At 42.2% G+C, this 16744-nt stretch carries 20 protein-coding genes; 15 read left to right on the plus strand and 5 right to left on the minus strand.

Features of this window, described 5'->3' with window-relative positions:
- The 5 genes from aspB (at position 1) to ACQXR1_RS06945 (ending at position 4577) form a co-directional block, all read left to right on the plus strand.
- On the plus strand, positions 1-1182 hold the full coding sequence (aspB, locus tag ACQXR1_RS06925) for an aspartate transaminase AspB (protein ID WP_014664380.1): 1182 nt from the start codon (positions 1-3) through the stop codon (positions 1180-1182).
- Positions 1183-1324: 142 nt separating this feature from the next.
- A complete protein-coding gene (gene asnS, locus ACQXR1_RS06930; RefSeq protein ID WP_040083776.1) occupies positions 1325-2617 on the plus strand; it encodes an asparagine--tRNA ligase in 1293 nt (430 codons plus the stop codon).
- Between the two features lie 92 nt (positions 2618-2709).
- Positions 2710-3408 carry a DNA replication protein DnaD gene (dnaD, locus tag ACQXR1_RS06935; RefSeq protein ID WP_014664378.1) on the plus strand — a complete coding sequence of 233 codons (699 nt, stop codon included), beginning with the start codon at positions 2710-2712 and terminating at the stop codon, positions 3406-3408.
- A gap of 18 nt (positions 3409-3426) precedes the next feature.
- Positions 3427-4086, plus strand: coding sequence for an endonuclease III (gene nth / locus ACQXR1_RS06940; protein ID WP_014664377.1), 660 nt, complete (start codon positions 3427-3429; stop codon positions 4084-4086).
- The gene (locus ACQXR1_RS06945; protein WP_071580481.1) at positions 4083-4577 is read left to right on the plus strand and encodes a YpoC family protein; all 495 of its coding nucleotides are present in this window, start codon (positions 4083-4085) and stop codon (positions 4575-4577) included. The genes nth and ACQXR1_RS06945 overlap by 4 nt, the downstream gene beginning before the upstream one ends.
- A gap of 73 nt (positions 4578-4650) precedes the next feature.
- Here ACQXR1_RS06945 and ACQXR1_RS06950 read toward each other — a convergent pair whose 3' ends face one another.
- A complete protein-coding gene (locus ACQXR1_RS06950) occupies positions 4651-7395 on the minus strand; it encodes a PBP1A family penicillin-binding protein (protein ID WP_430771893.1) in 2745 nt (914 codons plus the stop codon).
- A gap of 21 nt (positions 7396-7416) precedes the next feature.
- Positions 7417-8037: a Holliday junction resolvase RecU gene (recU, locus tag ACQXR1_RS06955; protein WP_014664374.1), complete on the minus strand. Its 621-nt coding sequence runs from the start codon at positions 8035-8037 to the stop codon at positions 7417-7419.
- A 40-nt stretch (positions 8038-8077) separates the two neighbouring features.
- On the opposite strand from recU, the gene ACQXR1_RS06960 reads away from it, so the two are divergent.
- Positions 8078-9040, plus strand: coding sequence for a DUF2515 domain-containing protein (locus ACQXR1_RS06960; RefSeq protein ID WP_103032252.1), 963 nt, complete (start codon positions 8078-8080; stop codon positions 9038-9040).
- A gap of 24 nt (positions 9041-9064) precedes the next feature.
- Here the strand turns inward: ACQXR1_RS06960 and sspM are convergent, their stop codons facing one another.
- Entirely contained in the window at positions 9065-9169 is a 105-nt protein-coding gene (gene sspM, locus ACQXR1_RS06965; protein ID WP_003225606.1) for an acid-soluble spore protein SspM, read from the minus strand.
- 197 nt (positions 9170-9366) lie between these two features.
- Between sspM and ACQXR1_RS06970 the strand changes: the two genes are divergently transcribed.
- Positions 9367-9612 carry a DUF5446 family protein gene (locus ACQXR1_RS06970; protein WP_014664372.1) on the plus strand — a complete coding sequence of 82 codons (246 nt, stop codon included), beginning with the start codon at positions 9367-9369 and terminating at the stop codon, positions 9610-9612.
- A 45-nt stretch (positions 9613-9657) separates the two neighbouring features.
- Positions 9658-10029 (plus strand): YppE family protein, encoded by a 372-nt coding sequence (locus ACQXR1_RS06975; RefSeq protein WP_014664371.1) that lies wholly within the window; start codon positions 9658-9660, stop codon positions 10027-10029.
- A 39-nt stretch (positions 10030-10068) separates the two neighbouring features.
- Here the strand turns inward: ACQXR1_RS06975 and ACQXR1_RS06980 are convergent, their stop codons facing one another.
- Positions 10069-10257 carry a YppF family protein gene (locus ACQXR1_RS06980; protein ID WP_003230690.1) on the minus strand — a complete coding sequence of 63 codons (189 nt, stop codon included), beginning with the start codon at positions 10255-10257 and terminating at the stop codon, positions 10069-10071.
- Positions 10258-10443: 186 nt separating this feature from the next.
- Between ACQXR1_RS06980 and ACQXR1_RS06985 the strand changes: the two genes are divergently transcribed.
- Complete coding sequence (locus ACQXR1_RS06985; RefSeq protein WP_430771894.1) at positions 10444-10818, plus strand: YppG family protein; 375 nt, start codon at positions 10444-10446, stop codon at positions 10816-10818.
- A 20-nt stretch (positions 10819-10838) separates the two neighbouring features.
- Here ACQXR1_RS06985 and ACQXR1_RS06990 read toward each other — a convergent pair whose 3' ends face one another.
- A complete protein-coding gene (locus ACQXR1_RS06990) occupies positions 10839-11258 on the minus strand; it encodes an Hsp20/alpha crystallin family protein (RefSeq protein ID WP_148343696.1) in 420 nt (139 codons plus the stop codon).
- A gap of 138 nt (positions 11259-11396) precedes the next feature.
- On the opposite strand from ACQXR1_RS06990, the gene ACQXR1_RS06995 reads away from it, so the two are divergent.
- The 6 genes from ACQXR1_RS06995 to ACQXR1_RS07020 all read left to right on the plus strand — a co-directional run bounded on the left by ACQXR1_RS06995 (position 11397) and on the right by ACQXR1_RS07020 (position 16680).
- Entirely contained in the window at positions 11397-11903 is a 507-nt protein-coding gene (locus ACQXR1_RS06995) for a PTS sugar transporter subunit IIA (protein WP_071578116.1), read from the plus strand.
- Positions 11904-12005: 102 nt separating this feature from the next.
- Positions 12006-14255 (plus strand): ATP-dependent helicase MrfA, encoded by a 2250-nt coding sequence (mrfA, locus tag ACQXR1_RS07000; protein WP_430771895.1) that lies wholly within the window; start codon positions 12006-12008, stop codon positions 14253-14255.
- 15 nt (positions 14256-14270) lie between these two features.
- Positions 14271-15512, plus strand: a complete 1242-nt coding sequence (gene mrfB, locus ACQXR1_RS07005) for a metal-dependent exonucleaseMrfB (protein WP_430771896.1) — start codon at positions 14271-14273, stop codon at positions 15510-15512.
- A gap of 100 nt (positions 15513-15612) precedes the next feature.
- Positions 15613-15741, plus strand: a complete 129-nt coding sequence (locus ACQXR1_RS07010; protein WP_003230707.1) for a hypothetical protein — start codon at positions 15613-15615, stop codon at positions 15739-15741.
- An 82-nt stretch (positions 15742-15823) separates the two neighbouring features.
- The gene (cotD, locus tag ACQXR1_RS07015; RefSeq protein ID WP_040082809.1) at positions 15824-16048 is read left to right on the plus strand and encodes a spore coat protein CotD; all 225 of its coding nucleotides are present in this window, start codon (positions 15824-15826) and stop codon (positions 16046-16048) included.
- An 89-nt stretch (positions 16049-16137) separates the two neighbouring features.
- Entirely contained in the window at positions 16138-16680 is a 543-nt protein-coding gene (locus tag ACQXR1_RS07020; RefSeq protein WP_430771897.1) for a DUF1273 domain-containing protein, read from the plus strand.
- The last annotated feature ends 64 nt before the right edge of the window (positions 16681-16744 follow it).

Raw genomic sequence — 16744 nt, forward strand, 5'->3', positions numbered from 1 at the left:
TTGAAACTGGCAAAAAGAGTATCCGCATTAACACCATCAACCACACTGGCAATCACAGCGAAAGCGAAAGAACTGAAAGCCGCGGGCCATGATGTCATCGGTTTAGGCGCAGGCGAGCCGGACTTCAATACACCGCAGCACATTATTGATGCCGCTGTGCGTTCGATGAACGAGGGCCATACGAAATACACGCCTTCAGGTGGCTTGGCTGAACTGAAAAACAGCATTGCAGAGAAATTTAAACGTGACCAGAATATTGAATACAAACCGTCTCAAATTATTGTCTGCACTGGTGCCAAACATGCTCTGTACACCCTTTTCCAAGTGATTTTGGATGAAGAAGATGAAGTCATTATTCCGACGCCTTACTGGGTAAGCTATCCAGAGCAGGTGAAACTCGCTGGCGGAAAGCCTGTTTATGTACAAGGGCTTGAAGAAAATCACTTCAAAATTTCGCCTGAGCAGCTAAAAAATGCGATTACGGAAAAAACAAAAGCAATCGTTATTAACTCTCCAAGCAATCCGACTGGAGTCATGTATACGGAAGAAGAACTGTCTGCGCTTGGTGAAGTATGCCTTGAACATGACATCCTAATTGTGTCTGACGAAATTTATGAAAAACTTACATACGGCGGAAAGAAACATGTTTCCATTGCACAGCTGTCTGACAGACTGAAAGAGCAAACGGTCATTATAAACGGCGTATCGAAGTCACACAGCATGACGGGCTGGCGAATTGGCTATGCAGCTGGAGCTGAAGACATTATAAAAGCAATGACGAACCTTGCTAGCCACAGCACGTCAAATCCGACATCAATCGCACAGTACGGAGCGATTGCTGCTTATAACGGACCTTCTGAGCCATTGGAAGAAATGAGAGAAGCCTTTGAACATAGATTAAACACGATCTATGCAAAGCTCGTAGAAATCCCTGGGTTCAGCTGTGTGAAGCCGGAGGGTGCTTTTTACTTGTTCCCGAATGCAAAAGAAGCGGCTCAATCTTGCGGTTTCAAAGATGTAGATGAATTTGTTAAAGCGCTTCTCGAGGAGGAAAAAGTTGCGATTGTTCCTGGATCCGGATTCGGCTCTCCTGAAAATGTCCGTCTTTCTTATGCCACCTCGCTAGATCTTCTTGAAAAAGCGATTGAAAGAATCAAACGTTTTGTCGAAAAACATAGCTAATAGTGAAAAAAGCGGCTGACAGAAAGCCGCTTTTTATCTGCATTGACCCGGTTAGTTAAGAGCGGGTATAATAAAGTGATGATAAAAGAGTTCGCGGGGCAATGAGCTTCCGAATGTCTTTCTTGTTTTGGAGGGAAATATGTTGAAAACAACAATCAACCAAGTGTACAAGCACGTAGGTGAGGAAGTAACGATCGGAGCTTGGGTCGCTAATAAGCGTTCAAGCGGGAAAATTGCATTTTTACAGCTTCGGGACGGTACTGGTTTTATTCAAGGTGTCGTAGTAAAAGCGGAAGTGGAAGAAAGCATTTTCCAAACAGCTAAATCAGTGACTCAAGAAACGTCACTCTATATAAAAGGGATTGTCAAAGAGGACGAGCGTTCCCCGCTTGGATATGAACTAGCTGTGACAGATATTGAAGTCATTCACGAAGCGACTGATTATCCAATTACACCAAAAGAACATGGTACGGAATTTTTGATGGATCACAGACATTTATGGCTACGTTCAAAGCGCCAGCATGCGATCATGAAAATCCGTAATGAAATCATTCGCGCGACTTACGAATTCTTTAATAACGAAGGCTTTGTAAAAGTGGATCCGCCGATTCTGACTGGAAGTGCACCTGAAGGAACAACAGAGCTCTTTGCGACAAAGTACTTTGATGAAGATGCGTATCTGTCTCAAAGCGGCCAGCTTTACATGGAAGCTGCAGCAATGGCTTTAGGAAAAGTATTCTCTTTCGGACCGACATTCAGAGCGGAAAAGTCTAAAACAAAACGCCACTTAATCGAATTCTGGATGATTGAACCGGAAATGGCGTTTGTAGAGTTTGAAGAAAACCTTCAAGTACAAGAAAATTACGTTTCTTTCATCGTGCAATCCGTTCTTAAGAATTGCAAAATTGAATTAAACACATTGGGAAGAGACACGTCAAAACTTGAGCAAATCAAAGCTCCTTTCCCAAGAATCACGTATGATGAAGCGATTGAATTTCTGAAAGAAAAAGGCTTTGACGATATCGAGTGGGGAGATGATTTCGGAGCGCCTCATGAAACAGCAATTGCTGAACACTATGACAAACCGGTATTCATCACTCGCTATCCGACGTCTTTAAAACCGTTCTATATGCAGCCGGCTTCTGACCGTGAGGACGTCGTGCTTTGCGCTGACTTGATTGCACCGGAAGGCTATGGAGAAATCATTGGCGGATCTGAACGGATTCACGATATGGAACTTTTGGAATCGCGTCTTACAGAACATGGACTGGATTCTGACGCATATAAATGGTATGCTGAACTTAGAAAATATGGATCAGTTCCTCATTCAGGCTTCGGCCTTGGATTAGAGCGGACAGTAGCTTGGATTAGCGGAGCGCCTCACGTTCGTGAAACGATCCCGTTCCCAAGACTGTTAAACCGTCTGTATCCGTAATACATTCAAATGAAACAAAAAAGAGTCTCCTGCAAGGGAGACTTTTTACAGTAAAGGGGAAATCACAATCCTTTACAGTAAGAGGTGTGACGATGAAAAAACAGCAATTTATTGATATGCAGGAGCATGGAACATCAACAATCCCCAATCTTCTGCTCACGCATTATAAACAGCTTGGGCTTAATGAAACAGAACTTATTCTGCTGTTAAAAATTAAAATGCATTTAGAAAAAGGATCATATTTTCCTACACCGAATCAGCTGCAGGAAGGTATGTCAATTTCTGTCGAGGAATGTACAAACAGATTGCGTATGTTTATTCAAAAAGGCTTTCTGTTTATTGAAGAATGCGAGGATCAAAACGGCATCAAATTTGAGAAGTATTCTCTCCAGCCTTTATGGGGCAAGCTGTACGAGTATATCCAGCTTGTACAGAATCAAACACAGGAAAGAAAAGCAGAAGGGGAACAAAAAAGCCTTTATACCATTTTTGAGGAAGAATTCGCAAGGCCCTTATCACCTTTAGAGTGTGAAACGCTGGCGATCTGGCAGGACCAGGATCAGCATGACGCACAACTGATCAAACACGCGTTAAAAGAAGCTGTACTGTCAGGAAAACTCAGTTTCCGCTACATTGACCGGATTTTGTTTGAATGGAAGAAAAACGGGCTGAAAACTGTGGAGCAGGCAAAAATACACAGCCAAAAATTCCGGCGGGTACAAGCAAAGCAGAATGAACCGCAAAAAGAGTATAAAAGGCAGGTTCCTTTTTACAATTGGCTTGAACAATAAAGTGAAAAGGTGACAATCGTGTTAAATCTAAAACAAATTGAATTCTGTTTGGACAAGATAGGTGACATGTTTCCTCATGCGGAGTGTGAACTGGTTCATTCCAATCCTTTTGAATTAGTGGTGGCTGTCGCTTTATCTGCTCAATGTACAGATGCACTTGTAAACAGAGTGACCAAAACATTATTTCAAAAATATAAACGGCCGGAAGACTATTTGGCTGTCCCGCTGGAAGAGCTTCAGCAAGATATTAAATCAATCGGTTTATATCGTAATAAAGCGAAAAATATTCAAAAACTGAGTAAAATGATTATTGAAGAGTACGGCGGAGAAGTGCCGAGGGACCGCGATGAGCTTGTTAAACTGCCAGGGGTCGGAAGAAAGACTGCTAACGTAGTGGTATCGGTTGCCTTTGGCGTGCCGGCCATCGCCGTAGATACCCATGTGGAGAGGGTCAGCAAACGGTTGGGCATCTGCCGGTGGAAGGACTCAGTGCTGGAAGTTGAAAAGACGCTGATGCGCAAGGTTCCAAAAGAAGACTGGTCCGTTACGCATCACCGCCTTATTTTCTTCGGCAGATATCACTGTAAAGCCCAATCTCCGCGCTGTGCGGAATGTCCGCTGCTTTCTTTATGCAGAGAAGGGCAGAAGAGAGATAAAAAAGGACTGGTGAAACGATGACGCAAGCGAAAGAAGTGTTGGCTTCCTATGAGCAATACTTGCGCAGTCTTGGTCCGGTGATCTCCTCGGATATGAAAGATGTCTTGCTGGTTAACCCTGTGTATTTTGATTTCAGCACGGAATCTCAAGGTGTTTTGCCATGGGAGGACAGAGGCAAGTATGTTCCGCTTTTATTTAATGTGTGGGAAGACATTAAAGAATCACTTCTGCCTGTCTTTCAAACAAGAAAATCGAGATGCGATCAAAATGACATGCTGAAGGGCATTGTGTGTTTGCTTGCTTCGTTTCATTGGACAGCAGGTGAGCGGGTGAAATCTTTTGATTGGGCAGAACTGACGGAAAAATCATTTCCCGCAATGCCGATCAATTGGGCCGAACGAGTGGAATTTATCCTCCTCAAGCCGACTCAATATCATTGCTTTATTCAGCTGGATGAGCTGTTTACTGAAATGAAAAAGCATTTTTATAAATATCATGCGATGAATCGATAAAACCTTCTCTTAAAAGGGGAGGTTTTTTTATGAACAAAAAAAGCCATCACCCGAAGGGTGACGGCTTTTTTGTTTAATTTGTTTTTTCAGTTGATGATGAGTTTGTTTGTGCTTTATTAGATGTGTCTGTTTTATTTTTATTCGTGTCAGAACCTGATGAATCATTTTTACCAGAGTTCGAATCACCATCCGACGTATCCTGGTTGTTACTGTTGTCGTTATCGTTTGATTGGTCTTGGTTATTGTTGTCGGACGGATTTGTGTTCGTGTTGTCTTGTTTATTGTCTTGATCGTTTGTTGAATCATCTGTCTGATCTTGATCCGTCTGACCGTCATCTTTTTGAGAATCATCAGTTTGTGTATCATCTTGGGTCTTCTCATCATCTTGTTTTTCATCATCCGTTTGTTGCTGGTCTTTTTTATCTTCATCATCTTCAGCTTTTGGCACCTCATAGGATGTGGAAGCTGTGCTTTTGCCATCATCACTGACGGCTGTTACTTCAAATTTGTACACAGATCCTGGCTGCACACCCGAAATGACTGCTTCTTTTGCAGAGCTGTTTTGAATTTCCGAGTAGCTGCCGCCATCAACAGATTGCTTAACAGCAAAGGTCGCATCTCCGTCGTAATTCCAGCTTAACGTTAAAGATTGATTGTCTTTATCGTATTTCACGTTTAAACCAGACAGTTTAGCTGTTTCCTCTTTTTCTTCTTTCTCATATGTTTTAGAAACAGTAGAAGGAGCTGTGCCTTTAACAAAGTACTCTGTGAGCTTCTTATCGCTTGGCGTATTTGGCCCTGCCAGTTTTGCCGGATTAGAGCCTTTTTCTACAGTGGCTTCCACTACGCTGTCAGGCTTCTCAAATGATCCGCTTCCGTCATCGACATCGGCGATGAGTTGGGCGAATAGACGTTTTGCGACTTGCTGCTCTGTTTTATTTAAAGATTTTTTCCCTATCTTGTTCCCTGAGTCTACACCTGTCCACACGGCAGCGGTATATTGAGGAGTATATCCCACAAACCATGAATCAGGTACACCACCTTGTACGATATTGTATTTTTGCATTGTCGCATCGTCAAAGTTTGTTGTACCTGTTTTACCTGCGACTTCCACTCCTGGTACTTGAGCGAGCTGACCAGTACCTGTCTTCACAGCTGTTTTCAGCATATCTGTAATCATAAACGCAGTATAATCGCTCATGGCTGACTTTGATTTTGGCGTTAAATCAAGCTTAGTGCCATCGTTAAATTCGATAGATTTTACAAAATGCGGTTCATTATACGTTCCGTTATTTCCGAATGCACTGTATGCTCCGGCCATAGTTAAAGAAGAGACACCCTTATTGCTATCACCAAAGCCACCTATTGAATATGCTTCAGTAACATCATCTTTGACTAAACCAAGCCCTAAATCATTGGCGAAGTCTACAGCAGTATCTTTTCCTACAGCTTGGAATGCTTTTAAAGCCGGGATGTTACGAGATTGTGCCAATGCTTGGCGCATAGACATGAGTCCTTTATATCTGCGGTCAAAGTCACGGATAGGTGTTCCATTTGAGTACGTGTAAGCCGAGTCGTCTATTTGCTCATAGGTAGACCATTTTTTGTTTTCAATAACTGGACCATAGTCTAAAATCGGTTTAATAGTAGAACCAGGCTGAGTTTTTCCTTGAGTAGCATAGTTGAAACCACCAACCGTAGAATTTCTTCCCGCACCAATCGCGCGGACTTCTCCGGTTTTTGTATCGAGAAGCGTCACGCCGCCCTGCATACCTTCAGTAAATCCGACAGTGTCTCCGTCCATTAATTCATCTAGCTTATCTTGTGCTTTTGTATCTAATGTCGTATAGATCTTTAATCCGTCAGCAGATGGATCGACATCAGATTTTTCATCAATTTCTTTCATGACTTCTTCAACAAACGCGCTGTATTTATTTGAGTTTGTTTTTTCATATTCCTTCTGTGACACAATGCCTTCGTCTTTCACCGCAACTTTTTTCGCTTTGTTGTATTGAGAATCAGAAATAAATCCTTGTTTTTTCATCAGACTGAGGACGATGTTCCGTCTTTTTTCCGCTTTATCCGGGTTTTTAACCGGGTTGTACGCTGTTGGGCTCTGCGGCATGCCCGCCAGTGTGGCAGCCTGTTCGACAGTCAATTTGCTTAAATCTGTGACGCCGAAAAACTCTTCCGCCGCTTTTCCGATTCCGTATGCTCTAGGAGAAAAATAAATCCGGTTTAAATACATTTCTAAAATTTCATCTTTAGAGTAATTGCGCTCCAGCTGAATTGAAAGCCAAACTTCCTGCACCTTCCGTTTTAACGTCTTCTGATGTGAAAGAAGGGAGTTTTTAACGACCTGCTGGGTGATCGTACTTCCGCCTTCAGCTCCGAAGCCGTCTGTAAAGTTGGCAACTAAGGCGCCGCCGATACGGACAGGGTCAATCCCGTGGTGCTCATAAAAACGAGCGTCTTCTGTCGCGATAAAGGCTTCTTTCACAACATCGGGTATTTGATCTATCGGCACGTAGGTCCGTTTTTCAGCGCCGACTTCAGCGATTTCTTTTCCGTTTTTATCGTATATTGTTGATGAATAAGGCGTCTTCAATTTACTTTCATCCAGTTTTGGCGCATCTGAAACCATGACGGCAAATGTAACGGCACCGCCGACAACGCCTAAAACAAACAGAATGAGTAAAGTGAGAAGGGTCTTTTTAAACAATCCGCCCTTTTTTCGTTTCTTTCCTTTTTTTGGTGAAGGACTCGACTTGCTGTTCGCTTTTCGTCGAGCTTCACGGCTGTTAAATTGATCTGACATAACATCTCAACCTTTCGTTAATCAACCTTTCGCACCAGATGATGGCGAAAAATAAAGCTGTTCAATAATACTAATATAATCAATTCTAGGTGCGTATCCAAGAGAAATCGGATAAGCCGCTTCTTCCAACTCATCTTTTCGAATTGATTTTCTGCCGTTTTTTTCTTTTCTGTCCCAGAAATAAAACAGCTTATCGGCTTCCAAAAAATAAACCTGGTCGAAAGCGGATATAATAACAAAACAAATACCGTCTTGAGCCTTTACCTGCTTCATATGTTCGATTTGATGGTCATGGAAATTCTGCAGGGGGAAAGAGGTCTTGTTTTTCGTTTCTTTCGCCTCAAAATCAATATACCGTCCTTTGTAAATCCCATTGTAGTCTGTTGTCGATGATTGTTTAAAATAAGCTTCTTTAATCACTGCGGCACTTCTTTTTGGATAATGGACATTTACAATTTGAACAGGTGTCGGCTTTTTGTGTATAACGGCAATTTGGTTTGTCAGATAATACTTATTCGTTTCGTTTAAGTCATCTTCGAGGGTCATTCCGCGATTACTGTATGACGGGGCCCTTTTCTGACTGCTTTGGGATGAAACCGAATGTTTCGGCTGAAATGTTTTTCCATTAGGATACCGAATCACTTTCTCATCCTCCTTATTAAACTATTCATGACGGAAGTGAATGAACGTGCAAGAACAACAGACCATCAGAAAGCTTCTGAGCCGGATTGAGCGGCAAACAAAAACAAAAAACGCAGATAACATTTCAAGAACAAATGCATATAAAGCATTTTATGACCGTCATCCGGAAATCAAATGGTCACTCTTGGCTTCTTTCGTTTCTCGTAATGCCGGCTGGTCAATGACTGACTTAAAAGGCAGTCTGTTTCAGCTTGGACTCCGTGAGAGACAGCAAAAATGGTTCTTTTTAGCCTACGAAAGAGCGAACTGGCTTATTTTTTCGGATGCCTATCCGCAGCTTCTTTTGTACCACTGGTCAAAAAAAGTCGGGAAACCGCTGTTTCATCTTCTGCATGTGTTTGGCGTCTCACAATTTATGTCGGAAGAATGGGCCCGTTTTTGGCATGAGCGAAACACAGAGCGGCTAATGTATGCCCTCATTATAAATGAACAAAACACTATCCAAACACCTATTATACAAAATCCTTCGTTTAAAAAGAATGTTTTTGACACGATTCCTTTTTATTTAAGTGACTGGTTTCATTTTAACACCGTTATTTTTCCTTCCTCAGACGGGTTTCTTTACGGCATTTCAGTGAAACGCTTTTCAAAGGCGGAGGAAAGGATAAGGCTGGGAAAGCAGTTGTCTGAATTGCTGTTCAAGCCAGAATTGTTTTCCGCTTTTTATCACTTTTTGCACACAGTGCCGCACACAGGTTCCCGTTTTGATATGGAAAAGATGATCGGGATTACAAAGAGAACATCTCCTATGCTAAGGACATGCTACCCTGAGGTAATCCACTCATTAGACGGAACGAAAACAGATTGGTTTCATGGAAAGATAAAGAAAACGTTCTTTACGCGCGAGGAATTGCCGAAGCAGATTGAATTGACAGACTGGTATTTACATAAAAAGCGCCAGCTTCATGCGCTTTTTGCGGTGGAACATTGGCTGAAAAAATAAAGAAGCAAGGAAATTCCTTGCTTCTTACGTAGAAGGGCGGTTCGGGCCGCCTAATTTTTTATCTAAAGAATCGATTGCTTTTGATTCAGTCTTTTTTTGTTGGCCGGCTTTTTTCGGTCTAGTTTTCATACGGCACCTCCTCACAAGTATCGTTTGCATTAAGGAGGAGGATCATACAATTTTTGCAGGTGTTTTTGTCGAAAACTTCAGCTTTTCGTGGAATACCTGTTTGTTTGGCGATTTGCTTCTAGTTTTGTCATGAAGAAGGAAAGAGCCTGGGGAGCAAAGAATGTTAACCGGAGAGACGAGGAAAGGGAGGTACACGAATGTCCGGTTATGTAAGCAAGACAGATATTCTCCGTATGCTTTCTGATATAGAAGATGAATTAACGCGAGCTGAGCAAAGCCTGAATCATTCTGTAAATGCATTAGAGGCTGAGATGCGGGAAGCGGAAAACGATCGCCTGAGTGTGCTGGAAGAAGAAATCATAGATCTTCATATTTGTATAAATGAGCTGTATCAATCGCCTGAACACAGGTATGCGTTTGAGAAGGTATACCGCATCGGCTGAATTTACGAGTGAAATTTGGTACGATAGGCATTGAGGTGAAAGGTATTGCTATCACAAACATTGCTGGAAATGACCGAGAAAATGATTGAAGTTGCTGAAAAAGGCGCTGATCGGTATCAGGAAGGAAAAAGCAGTAATCATTCTTATGATTTTTTTGAGACGATAAAGCCTGCAGTTGAAGAGAATGATGAGCTGGCGGCTCGCTGGGCGGAGGGTGCTCTTGAATTGATAAAAGCCCGTCGCCCTAAATATGTGCATAAAGAGCAAATTGAGACCGCAAAAGATAATTTCCTGGAATTGGTCCTTCAATCATATGTTCATCATATTCATAAAAAACGATTCAAGGACATCACTGAGTCAGTCCTTTATACATTGCATGCAGTAAAGGATGAAATTGCAAGAGAAGACAGCCGGTAAAGGCTGTCTTCTTTTAAATTCGTTATAGGGGGCCGGACGTTAATTCATCTCATATGCCGGGCTTTCTGCTCCATTTGCTTCGAGAACCTTCATACTGTTACGAAACTCAGTTATGCTGAGATGTCCTTGAATATAGAGGAACTTGGCAAAGTCCATCAGTTTATTCATACAGTCTGTTTCATATTTCTTCATTTCTGCAAAACGTTTGCTTAAGTATGATACGTTCATTATGGTGCATCCCCTCTCATCTGTATTGAAAATATGGTACCATAATGATTCGACTTTTTTCTGTTTTTAAAAAATTTAAACTTTCGACACAATTTGACAAACACTAATCTTTACTCGTGACACAAACAATAGAAGTCATTCATACATATATAGAAGAGAAATATGTTGAGTTTAGGGGGAATCGCAATGAACAGGAGCTCTCGAAGCTATCCTCGGCAAATGGGCTATTATGATCCTCAGCAAATGCAAGGATATTATCAGCAGGCTGCACCCGGTTATTTGGAGCAACATCTGCCTCAGCAGCATTATGGACAGGATTACTATCAGCCCTATGCTCCGATCCAGCCTATGCCTATGCAGCCGCCTGTATTTTCCAACCCTTATCCTATTCCAAGGCCTAATCAACAGCAGCCTTCGCAATTTCAAAGCATTATGTCGCAGTTCAAAAAAGCCAATGGGCAATTTGATTTTAATAAAATGATGGATACGACAGGTCAAGTGATGAGTGCAATGAATCAGGTCGGATCTTTAATAAAGGGATTTACCAGCTTTTTTAAATGATAGAAGCATGAATGAATCATTCATTCATGCTTATTTTTTGGAAAGAATAGTGTCATTGTCTGCTCGTTCCAAGATGTTTCCATCTCTTCTTGGCGAACTTCATAAGGAAGCTGCACCGTTCTTGTCATGCTTGTAAAAGTAGCTTCATATTGGTGTTTCTGTTTTTCTTGGAGTGTGACATGGAGATACCTCGATTTGACATCAACGACGATTTCGCCATCTCGAAACGTCGCCGGAATGGTAATATCGACATAAAGCCCAGTATCTCTTTCTCTGACATGTATGGTCGTCTGCACATCCTTTAAACTCGAATTGATCAGGTTCTGAAATCCGTTTATAAGGTTGCCGAATGCTGAGGATTGAAAAAGAGTGTCTATTGCCTCCGTTATGATTTCCTCTTTCTTTTGCAGTTCGTTCTTTTTGTCATCATAGAATTCCACTTCAGCCACCGCCTTTTTTTAACCAGATTATGCGTCTATGCCAGATGTTGTTATAAATTGAAGCAAAATTGAAAGTGTGGTTAAATAGTGGTGAATGAAGGGATAACGGTTGAAGTGAATGAGAAGGGAGAAAACACATTGCTGAAAAAATTATTCGGAATGGGCAAAACTCAAGAAAAAGTGACAGAAGAGGTTATTTATTCTCCGGCAGACGGTACAGTAATGGACCTGTCAGATGTGCCGGATCCAGTTTTTTCACAGAAAATGATGGGAGAAGGAATAGCGGTGGAGCCTTCTAACGGTGAAATCGTTTCTCCCGCTGAAGGTGAAGTCATTCAGATTTTCCACACCAAACACGCTGTTGGCATTCGGACTCGCTTGGGAATTGAACTGTTAATTCATGTCGGGCTGGAAACAGTTAATATGAACGGAGAAGGATTTACTGCCCACATTAAAGAAGGGGATAAAGTGAAGGTCGGTGACCCGCTGATTACATGTGATTTGGAATTAATAAAAGAAAAAGCGAGCAGCACCGTCATCCCGATCGTTATAATGAATGGTGAGGCTGTAGGATCAATTGTGCCGGCAGGCGAAAAGGCTGCCCGTAAAGGCGAATCAAAGCTCCTTACAATCAAAGCGAAATAAGCAGGGCGTATGCCTTGCTTTTTTTATTCAACTGTATAAAATTTGCACCTAGCCATGCAAACAAATATTCGGTAAACTGTACTTGACAAAGAGGTGTAAAGAATGAAAAAGAAATCACTGACTGAACTCATTTCTGATTTGAAAGGAAATGAAAACGTTGTGAATTGGCATGAAATTGAGCCTCGTGAAGCAAAAACAAGGCCCATGCCTGAAAGTATAGATGAGAGAATCAAAGCTGCCCTTTCGAAAAGGGGCATTGATGAACTATATACCCACCAATATTCCGCTTTTCAATATGTGCAAAAAGGAGAAAGCATTGTTACCGTTACGCCAACCGCGTCAGGAAAAACGTTATGCTACAACCTCCCAGTCCTGCAGTCCATCGCCCAAGATGAAACAAACCGGGCGTTATATTTATTTCCGACTAAAGCGCTGGCACAAGACCAAAAGAGCGAGCTAAATGAAATCATCGATGAAATGGGAATTGACATTAAAAGCTTTACATATGACGGGGATACGTCTCCGGCAATCAGGCAAAAGGTGAGAAAAGCAGGTCACATTGTCATTACAAATCCCGATATGCTGCATTCTGCCATTCTTCCGCATCATACGAAATGGGTCAGTTTGTTTGAAAACCTTAAGTATATCGTCATTGATGAGCTTCATACGTATCGGGGGGTGTTCGGCAGCCATGTGGCAAATGTGATCCGTCGGCTGAAGCGGATCTGCCGATTTTATGGAAGTGATCCGGTTTTTATTTGCACTTCTGCAACGATTGCCAACCCGAAGGAATTGGGAGAGCAGCTGACAGGCAAACCGATGCGGCTGGTCGATGACAACGGTGCCCCGAGCGGACGCAAGCATTTCGTATTTTATAATCCGCCAATTGTAAACAAACCGCTGAATATTAGAAAGAGCGCAACTGCAGAAGTGAATGAACTGGCGAAAGAGTTTCTTAAAAACAAAGTGCAGACCATTGTTTTTGCCAGAAGCAGAGTCCGGGTGGAAATTATTTTAAGCCATATTCAGGAGCTCGTGAAAAAAGAAATTGGAACAAAATCAATCAGAGGCTATCGGGGAGGCTATCTGCCTAAAGAGCGAAGAGAAATCGAAAGAGGCTTGAGAGAAGGCGACATTTTAGGAGTGGTCAGTACAAATGCCTTAGAGCTTGGTGTTGATATCGGCCAGCTGCAGGTGTGCGTGATGACGGGTTATCCCGGAAGTGTCGCAAGTGCTTGGCAGCAGGCGGGACGAGCCGGCAGAAGACACGGTGAATCTTTAATTATCATGGTAGCCAATTCGACGCCGATCGACCAGTATATTGTACGGCATCCTGAATACTTCTTTAATCGTTCGCCGGAATCTGCAAGAATCAATCCGGAGAATTTGATTATTTTAGTAGACCACTTAAAGTGTGCTGCTTATGAGCTTCCATTTAGAGCTGATGAAGAATTTGGGCCCATGGATGTAAGTGATATTCTTGAGTATCTTCAGGAAGAGGCCGTTCTTCACCGCAACGGCGAACGGTATCATTGGGCAAGTGAGTCGTTCCCTGCTTCAAACATCAGTTTGCGTTCCGCATCACAGGAAAATGTCGTCATAGTTGATCAGTCGGATATTGCAAATGTCAGGATTATCGGTGAAATGGACCGTTTTAGTGCGATGACGCTTTTACATGATGAAGCCATTTATTTGCATGAAGGCGTTCAGTATCAAGTAGAGAAGCTCGATTGGGACCATAAAAAGGCTTATGTCAGAAAAGTTGATGTCGAATATTATACAGATGCAAACCTAGCAGTTCAGCTGAAGGTGTTAGAAATCGATCAAACGAAAGAAAAAAGCCGTACATCATTGCACTACGGAGATGTCACTGTCAATGCTTTGCCGACTATTTTTAAAAAAATAAAAATGACTACGTTTGAAAATATTGGGTCTGGACCTATTCATTTGCCGGAAGAAGAACTGCATACAAGCGCAGCTTGGCTCGAAATCAAAACAGCGGACGAAGACATCGGGGAAAAGACACTGGAACAGCTGCTTCTTGGCATCACGAATGTGCTTCAGCATATTGTCCCTGTATATATCATGTGTGATCGAAATGATGTTCATGTCGTTTCTCAAATTAAAGCAGCCCATACCGGATTGCCAACCATATTTTTATACGATCATTATCCGGGCGGTATCGGTTTGGCGGAGGAAGTCTTTAAACGTTTTTCAGACATTAATGAAGCGGCGAAACAGCTGATTACATATTGTCCTTGTGTTGACGGCTGTCCGTCTTGTATAGGTACCGAAATAGAAGGGGTAAAAGCAAAAGAAAGAATTTTGCGCATGTTGGATCAGATGTCGTAAGGAGGGAGGTTGGATATGTCATTAAAAGGGAAACTCCAGCGTATGAAAAAGCACATGGTGCTCGACGAAGGGGAACAAAAAATAGAAGCAGGCAAACAAGAAAACCACTTTGATGACATCCCGTTTTTAGAAGAGTGGGAGGCTTTTGGCATGAAGCCTTTCTTTTTCGAAGATGAATACTGCCTTATCAGAGAAGTAGAATATCCGCTTTCTCACCGGCATGGGTTATACCATTTTTCTGAACTTGAGGAAGTGATCACATTGTGGAATCAAAGCGGCCTGTCGCATACGTTGTCAGCAAAAGGGTATAACAAAAACAATCTCTTTTTCTTTGATACAGAAACAACCGGTCTTGGAGGCGGAGCTGGGAATACCATTTTTTTGCTTGGCCATGCGAGAGTGTATGAAGACCGAGTGACAGTCAAACAGCATCTTTTGCCTAAGCCGGGGAATGAAGTCGCCTTGTACCAAAGCTTTTTAAGCGAGGTTGACATTACATCACTTGTGACCTACAACGGCAAAGCCTTTGATTGGCCTCAGGTGAAAACAAGGCATACCTTGATCCGTGACAGACTTCCGAAGCTTCCGGAATTCGGCCACTTTGACCTTTTACATGGAGCTAGACGCCTGTGGAAACACAAAATGGACCGTGTATCCCTTGGCACGGTTGAAAAAGAAGAGCTCGGCATCCGCAGACTAGAAGACACACCGGGCTACTTGGCGCCGATGCTTTATTTTCATTTTATCAAGGCGCAAGAGCCGGATCTTCTAAAAGGTGTCCTGCAGCATAATGAAATGGATGTGCTATCGCTTATTTCATTGTATATTCATATGTCTAAAAAAATCCTTTCAGAATCACATGCGCCAAAAGAACACAGTGAAGCTTATGCCATGGCCAAATGGTTTATGGCTCATAAAGAGACGGATCAAGCGATCAAACAGCTGGAAAGGCTTATAGAAAAAACGTTTGAGGATCAGGACAGTGCACGACTGGATTTATCGCTCCTGTACAAAAAACAAAACCGCTTGGAAGAAGCAGTGCCGCTTTGGGAAAAACTGTCCCGCTCGCAAAATCAGAAGTGCAGATACGCTGCTGCAATAGAGCTCGCGAAATATTTTGAGCATAAGAAAAAAGAATTTGGAAAAGCATTGCAGATAGCAGAACAACTGCTTAGCGATGCGGCATTTTTATCAGAAAAAGAAACAGAAAAACTGCATATGAGAATCGCCCGGCTGAAGAGGAAATATTCCTCTTAAATATTCCCCGGGAAAGCGCAAAAGACGACTTGTTTCGCTATGAATTTTTTTTGCTGAATTCACAGTGATTTTGTTGTAGAATAGCGGCGAATCCTGTAAAATGACGTTAGTTATTTTTAAAGGGAGAGTTGGTATGTATAAGGGTGTTTTTTACTTGTTCTTTGTTGTGGTATTTTTGATTGCTTTTGTGTTTTCAAACTTTAAAGACAGCTTAATTGCACACTTTTAAAATAGGTTTTTGTATTAGAACATGTACCCCTTATGTTTCATAACCTAATATTGTAATAAAGTTATGGAAAGGGGATCTTATTATGTACCACTGCAGACCGCACGTGATGGCGCCGATTGTCCATCCTACGCATTGCTGTGAGCACCATACGTTTTCCAATACTGTCGTGCCGCATATTCATCCACAGCATACGACAAATGTAAATCACCATCATTTTGAGCATGTTCACTACTATCCACACACATACTCTAGCTATGATCCGACAACACATCAGCATTTTCAGGCAGGAAAACCTTGCTGCGATTAGTATTGAATCGTGCAGACTGATTGGTGTAACACGCAACATTAAAAATGGGGCCCTGAAGGGGACCCCATTTTTTAAAAGCAGGTGAAAACATGAAAGTATTGGCTATTACGGGATATAAACCGTTTGAATTGGGGATTTTTAAGAAGGATGATAAGGCGCTGTATTACATAAAAAAAGCGATCAAAAACCGGCTGATCGGATTTTTAGATGAGGGCTTAGAATGGATTTTAATTTCGGGACAGCTTGGAGCGGAGCTGTGGGCTGCTGAAGCTGCATATGATTTGCAGGAGGAATACCCTGATTTAAAGGTAGCTGTAATTACCCCTTTCTACGATCAGGACAAGAACTGGAAAGAGCCTAATAAAGAGCTCTACGAAGCTGTCCTGGCACAGGCTGACTACGAAGAAAGCCTGACTCACAGGCCGTATGAAAGCCCGCTTCAGTTTAAACAAAAAAATCAGTTTTTTATAGAAAAATCAGACGCCTTAATGCTGTTATATGATCCTGAAAAGGAAGGATCTCCAAAGTATATGCTTGAGGCGGCTGAAAAGAGACGCGAACGGGACGGGTATCCCATCTATTTTATCACGATGGATGACTTGAGAGTGACAGTGGAGGAAGACAGCTACTAACAAAGAGAGAGAAATTTGACAACCGTACAGATTTCTGAAAAAATATATGTGATGATTCACGATA

This window comes from Bacillus sp. ATD (genome assembly GCF_050585765.1).
GTDB classification, from domain to species: Bacteria; Bacillota; Bacilli; order Bacillales; family Bacillaceae; genus Bacillus; species Bacillus stercoris.

Coding starts and splice junctions, on each gene's coding strand:
- mrfA (WP_430771895.1), top strand. CDS start 12,006: ATGAAAAAGAAATCACTGACTGAACTCATTTCTGATTTGAAAGGAAAT.
- ACQXR1_RS06945 (WP_071580481.1), top strand. CDS start 4,083: ATGACGCAAGCGAAAGAAGTGTTGGCTTCCTATGAGCAATACTTGCGC.
- ACQXR1_RS06950 (WP_430771893.1), bottom strand. CDS start 7,395: ATGTCAGATCAATTTAACAGCCGTGAAGCTCGACGAAAAGCGAACAGC.
- ACQXR1_RS07010 (WP_003230707.1), top strand. CDS start 15,613: ATGACGTTAGTTATTTTTAAAGGGAGAGTTGGTATGTATAAGGGTGTT.
- ACQXR1_RS06985 (WP_430771894.1), top strand. CDS start 10,444: ATGAACAGGAGCTCTCGAAGCTATCCTCGGCAAATGGGCTATTATGAT.
- ACQXR1_RS06960 (WP_103032252.1), top strand. CDS start 8,078: ATGAACGTGCAAGAACAACAGACCATCAGAAAGCTTCTGAGCCGGATT.
- dnaD (WP_014664378.1), top strand. CDS start 2,710: ATGAAAAAACAGCAATTTATTGATATGCAGGAGCATGGAACATCAACA.
- ACQXR1_RS07020 (WP_430771897.1), top strand. CDS start 16,138: ATGAAAGTATTGGCTATTACGGGATATAAACCGTTTGAATTGGGGATT.
- ACQXR1_RS06970 (WP_014664372.1), top strand. CDS start 9,367: ATGTCCGGTTATGTAAGCAAGACAGATATTCTCCGTATGCTTTCTGAT.
- mrfB (WP_430771896.1), top strand. CDS start 14,271: ATGTCATTAAAAGGGAAACTCCAGCGTATGAAAAAGCACATGGTGCTC.
- sspM (WP_003225606.1), bottom strand. CDS start 9,169: ATGAAAACTAGACCGAAAAAAGCCGGCCAACAAAAAAAGACTGAATCA.
- cotD (WP_040082809.1), top strand. CDS start 15,824: ATGTACCACTGCAGACCGCACGTGATGGCGCCGATTGTCCATCCTACG.
- ACQXR1_RS06980 (WP_003230690.1), bottom strand. CDS start 10,257: ATGAACGTATCATACTTAAGCAAACGTTTTGCAGAAATGAAGAAATAT.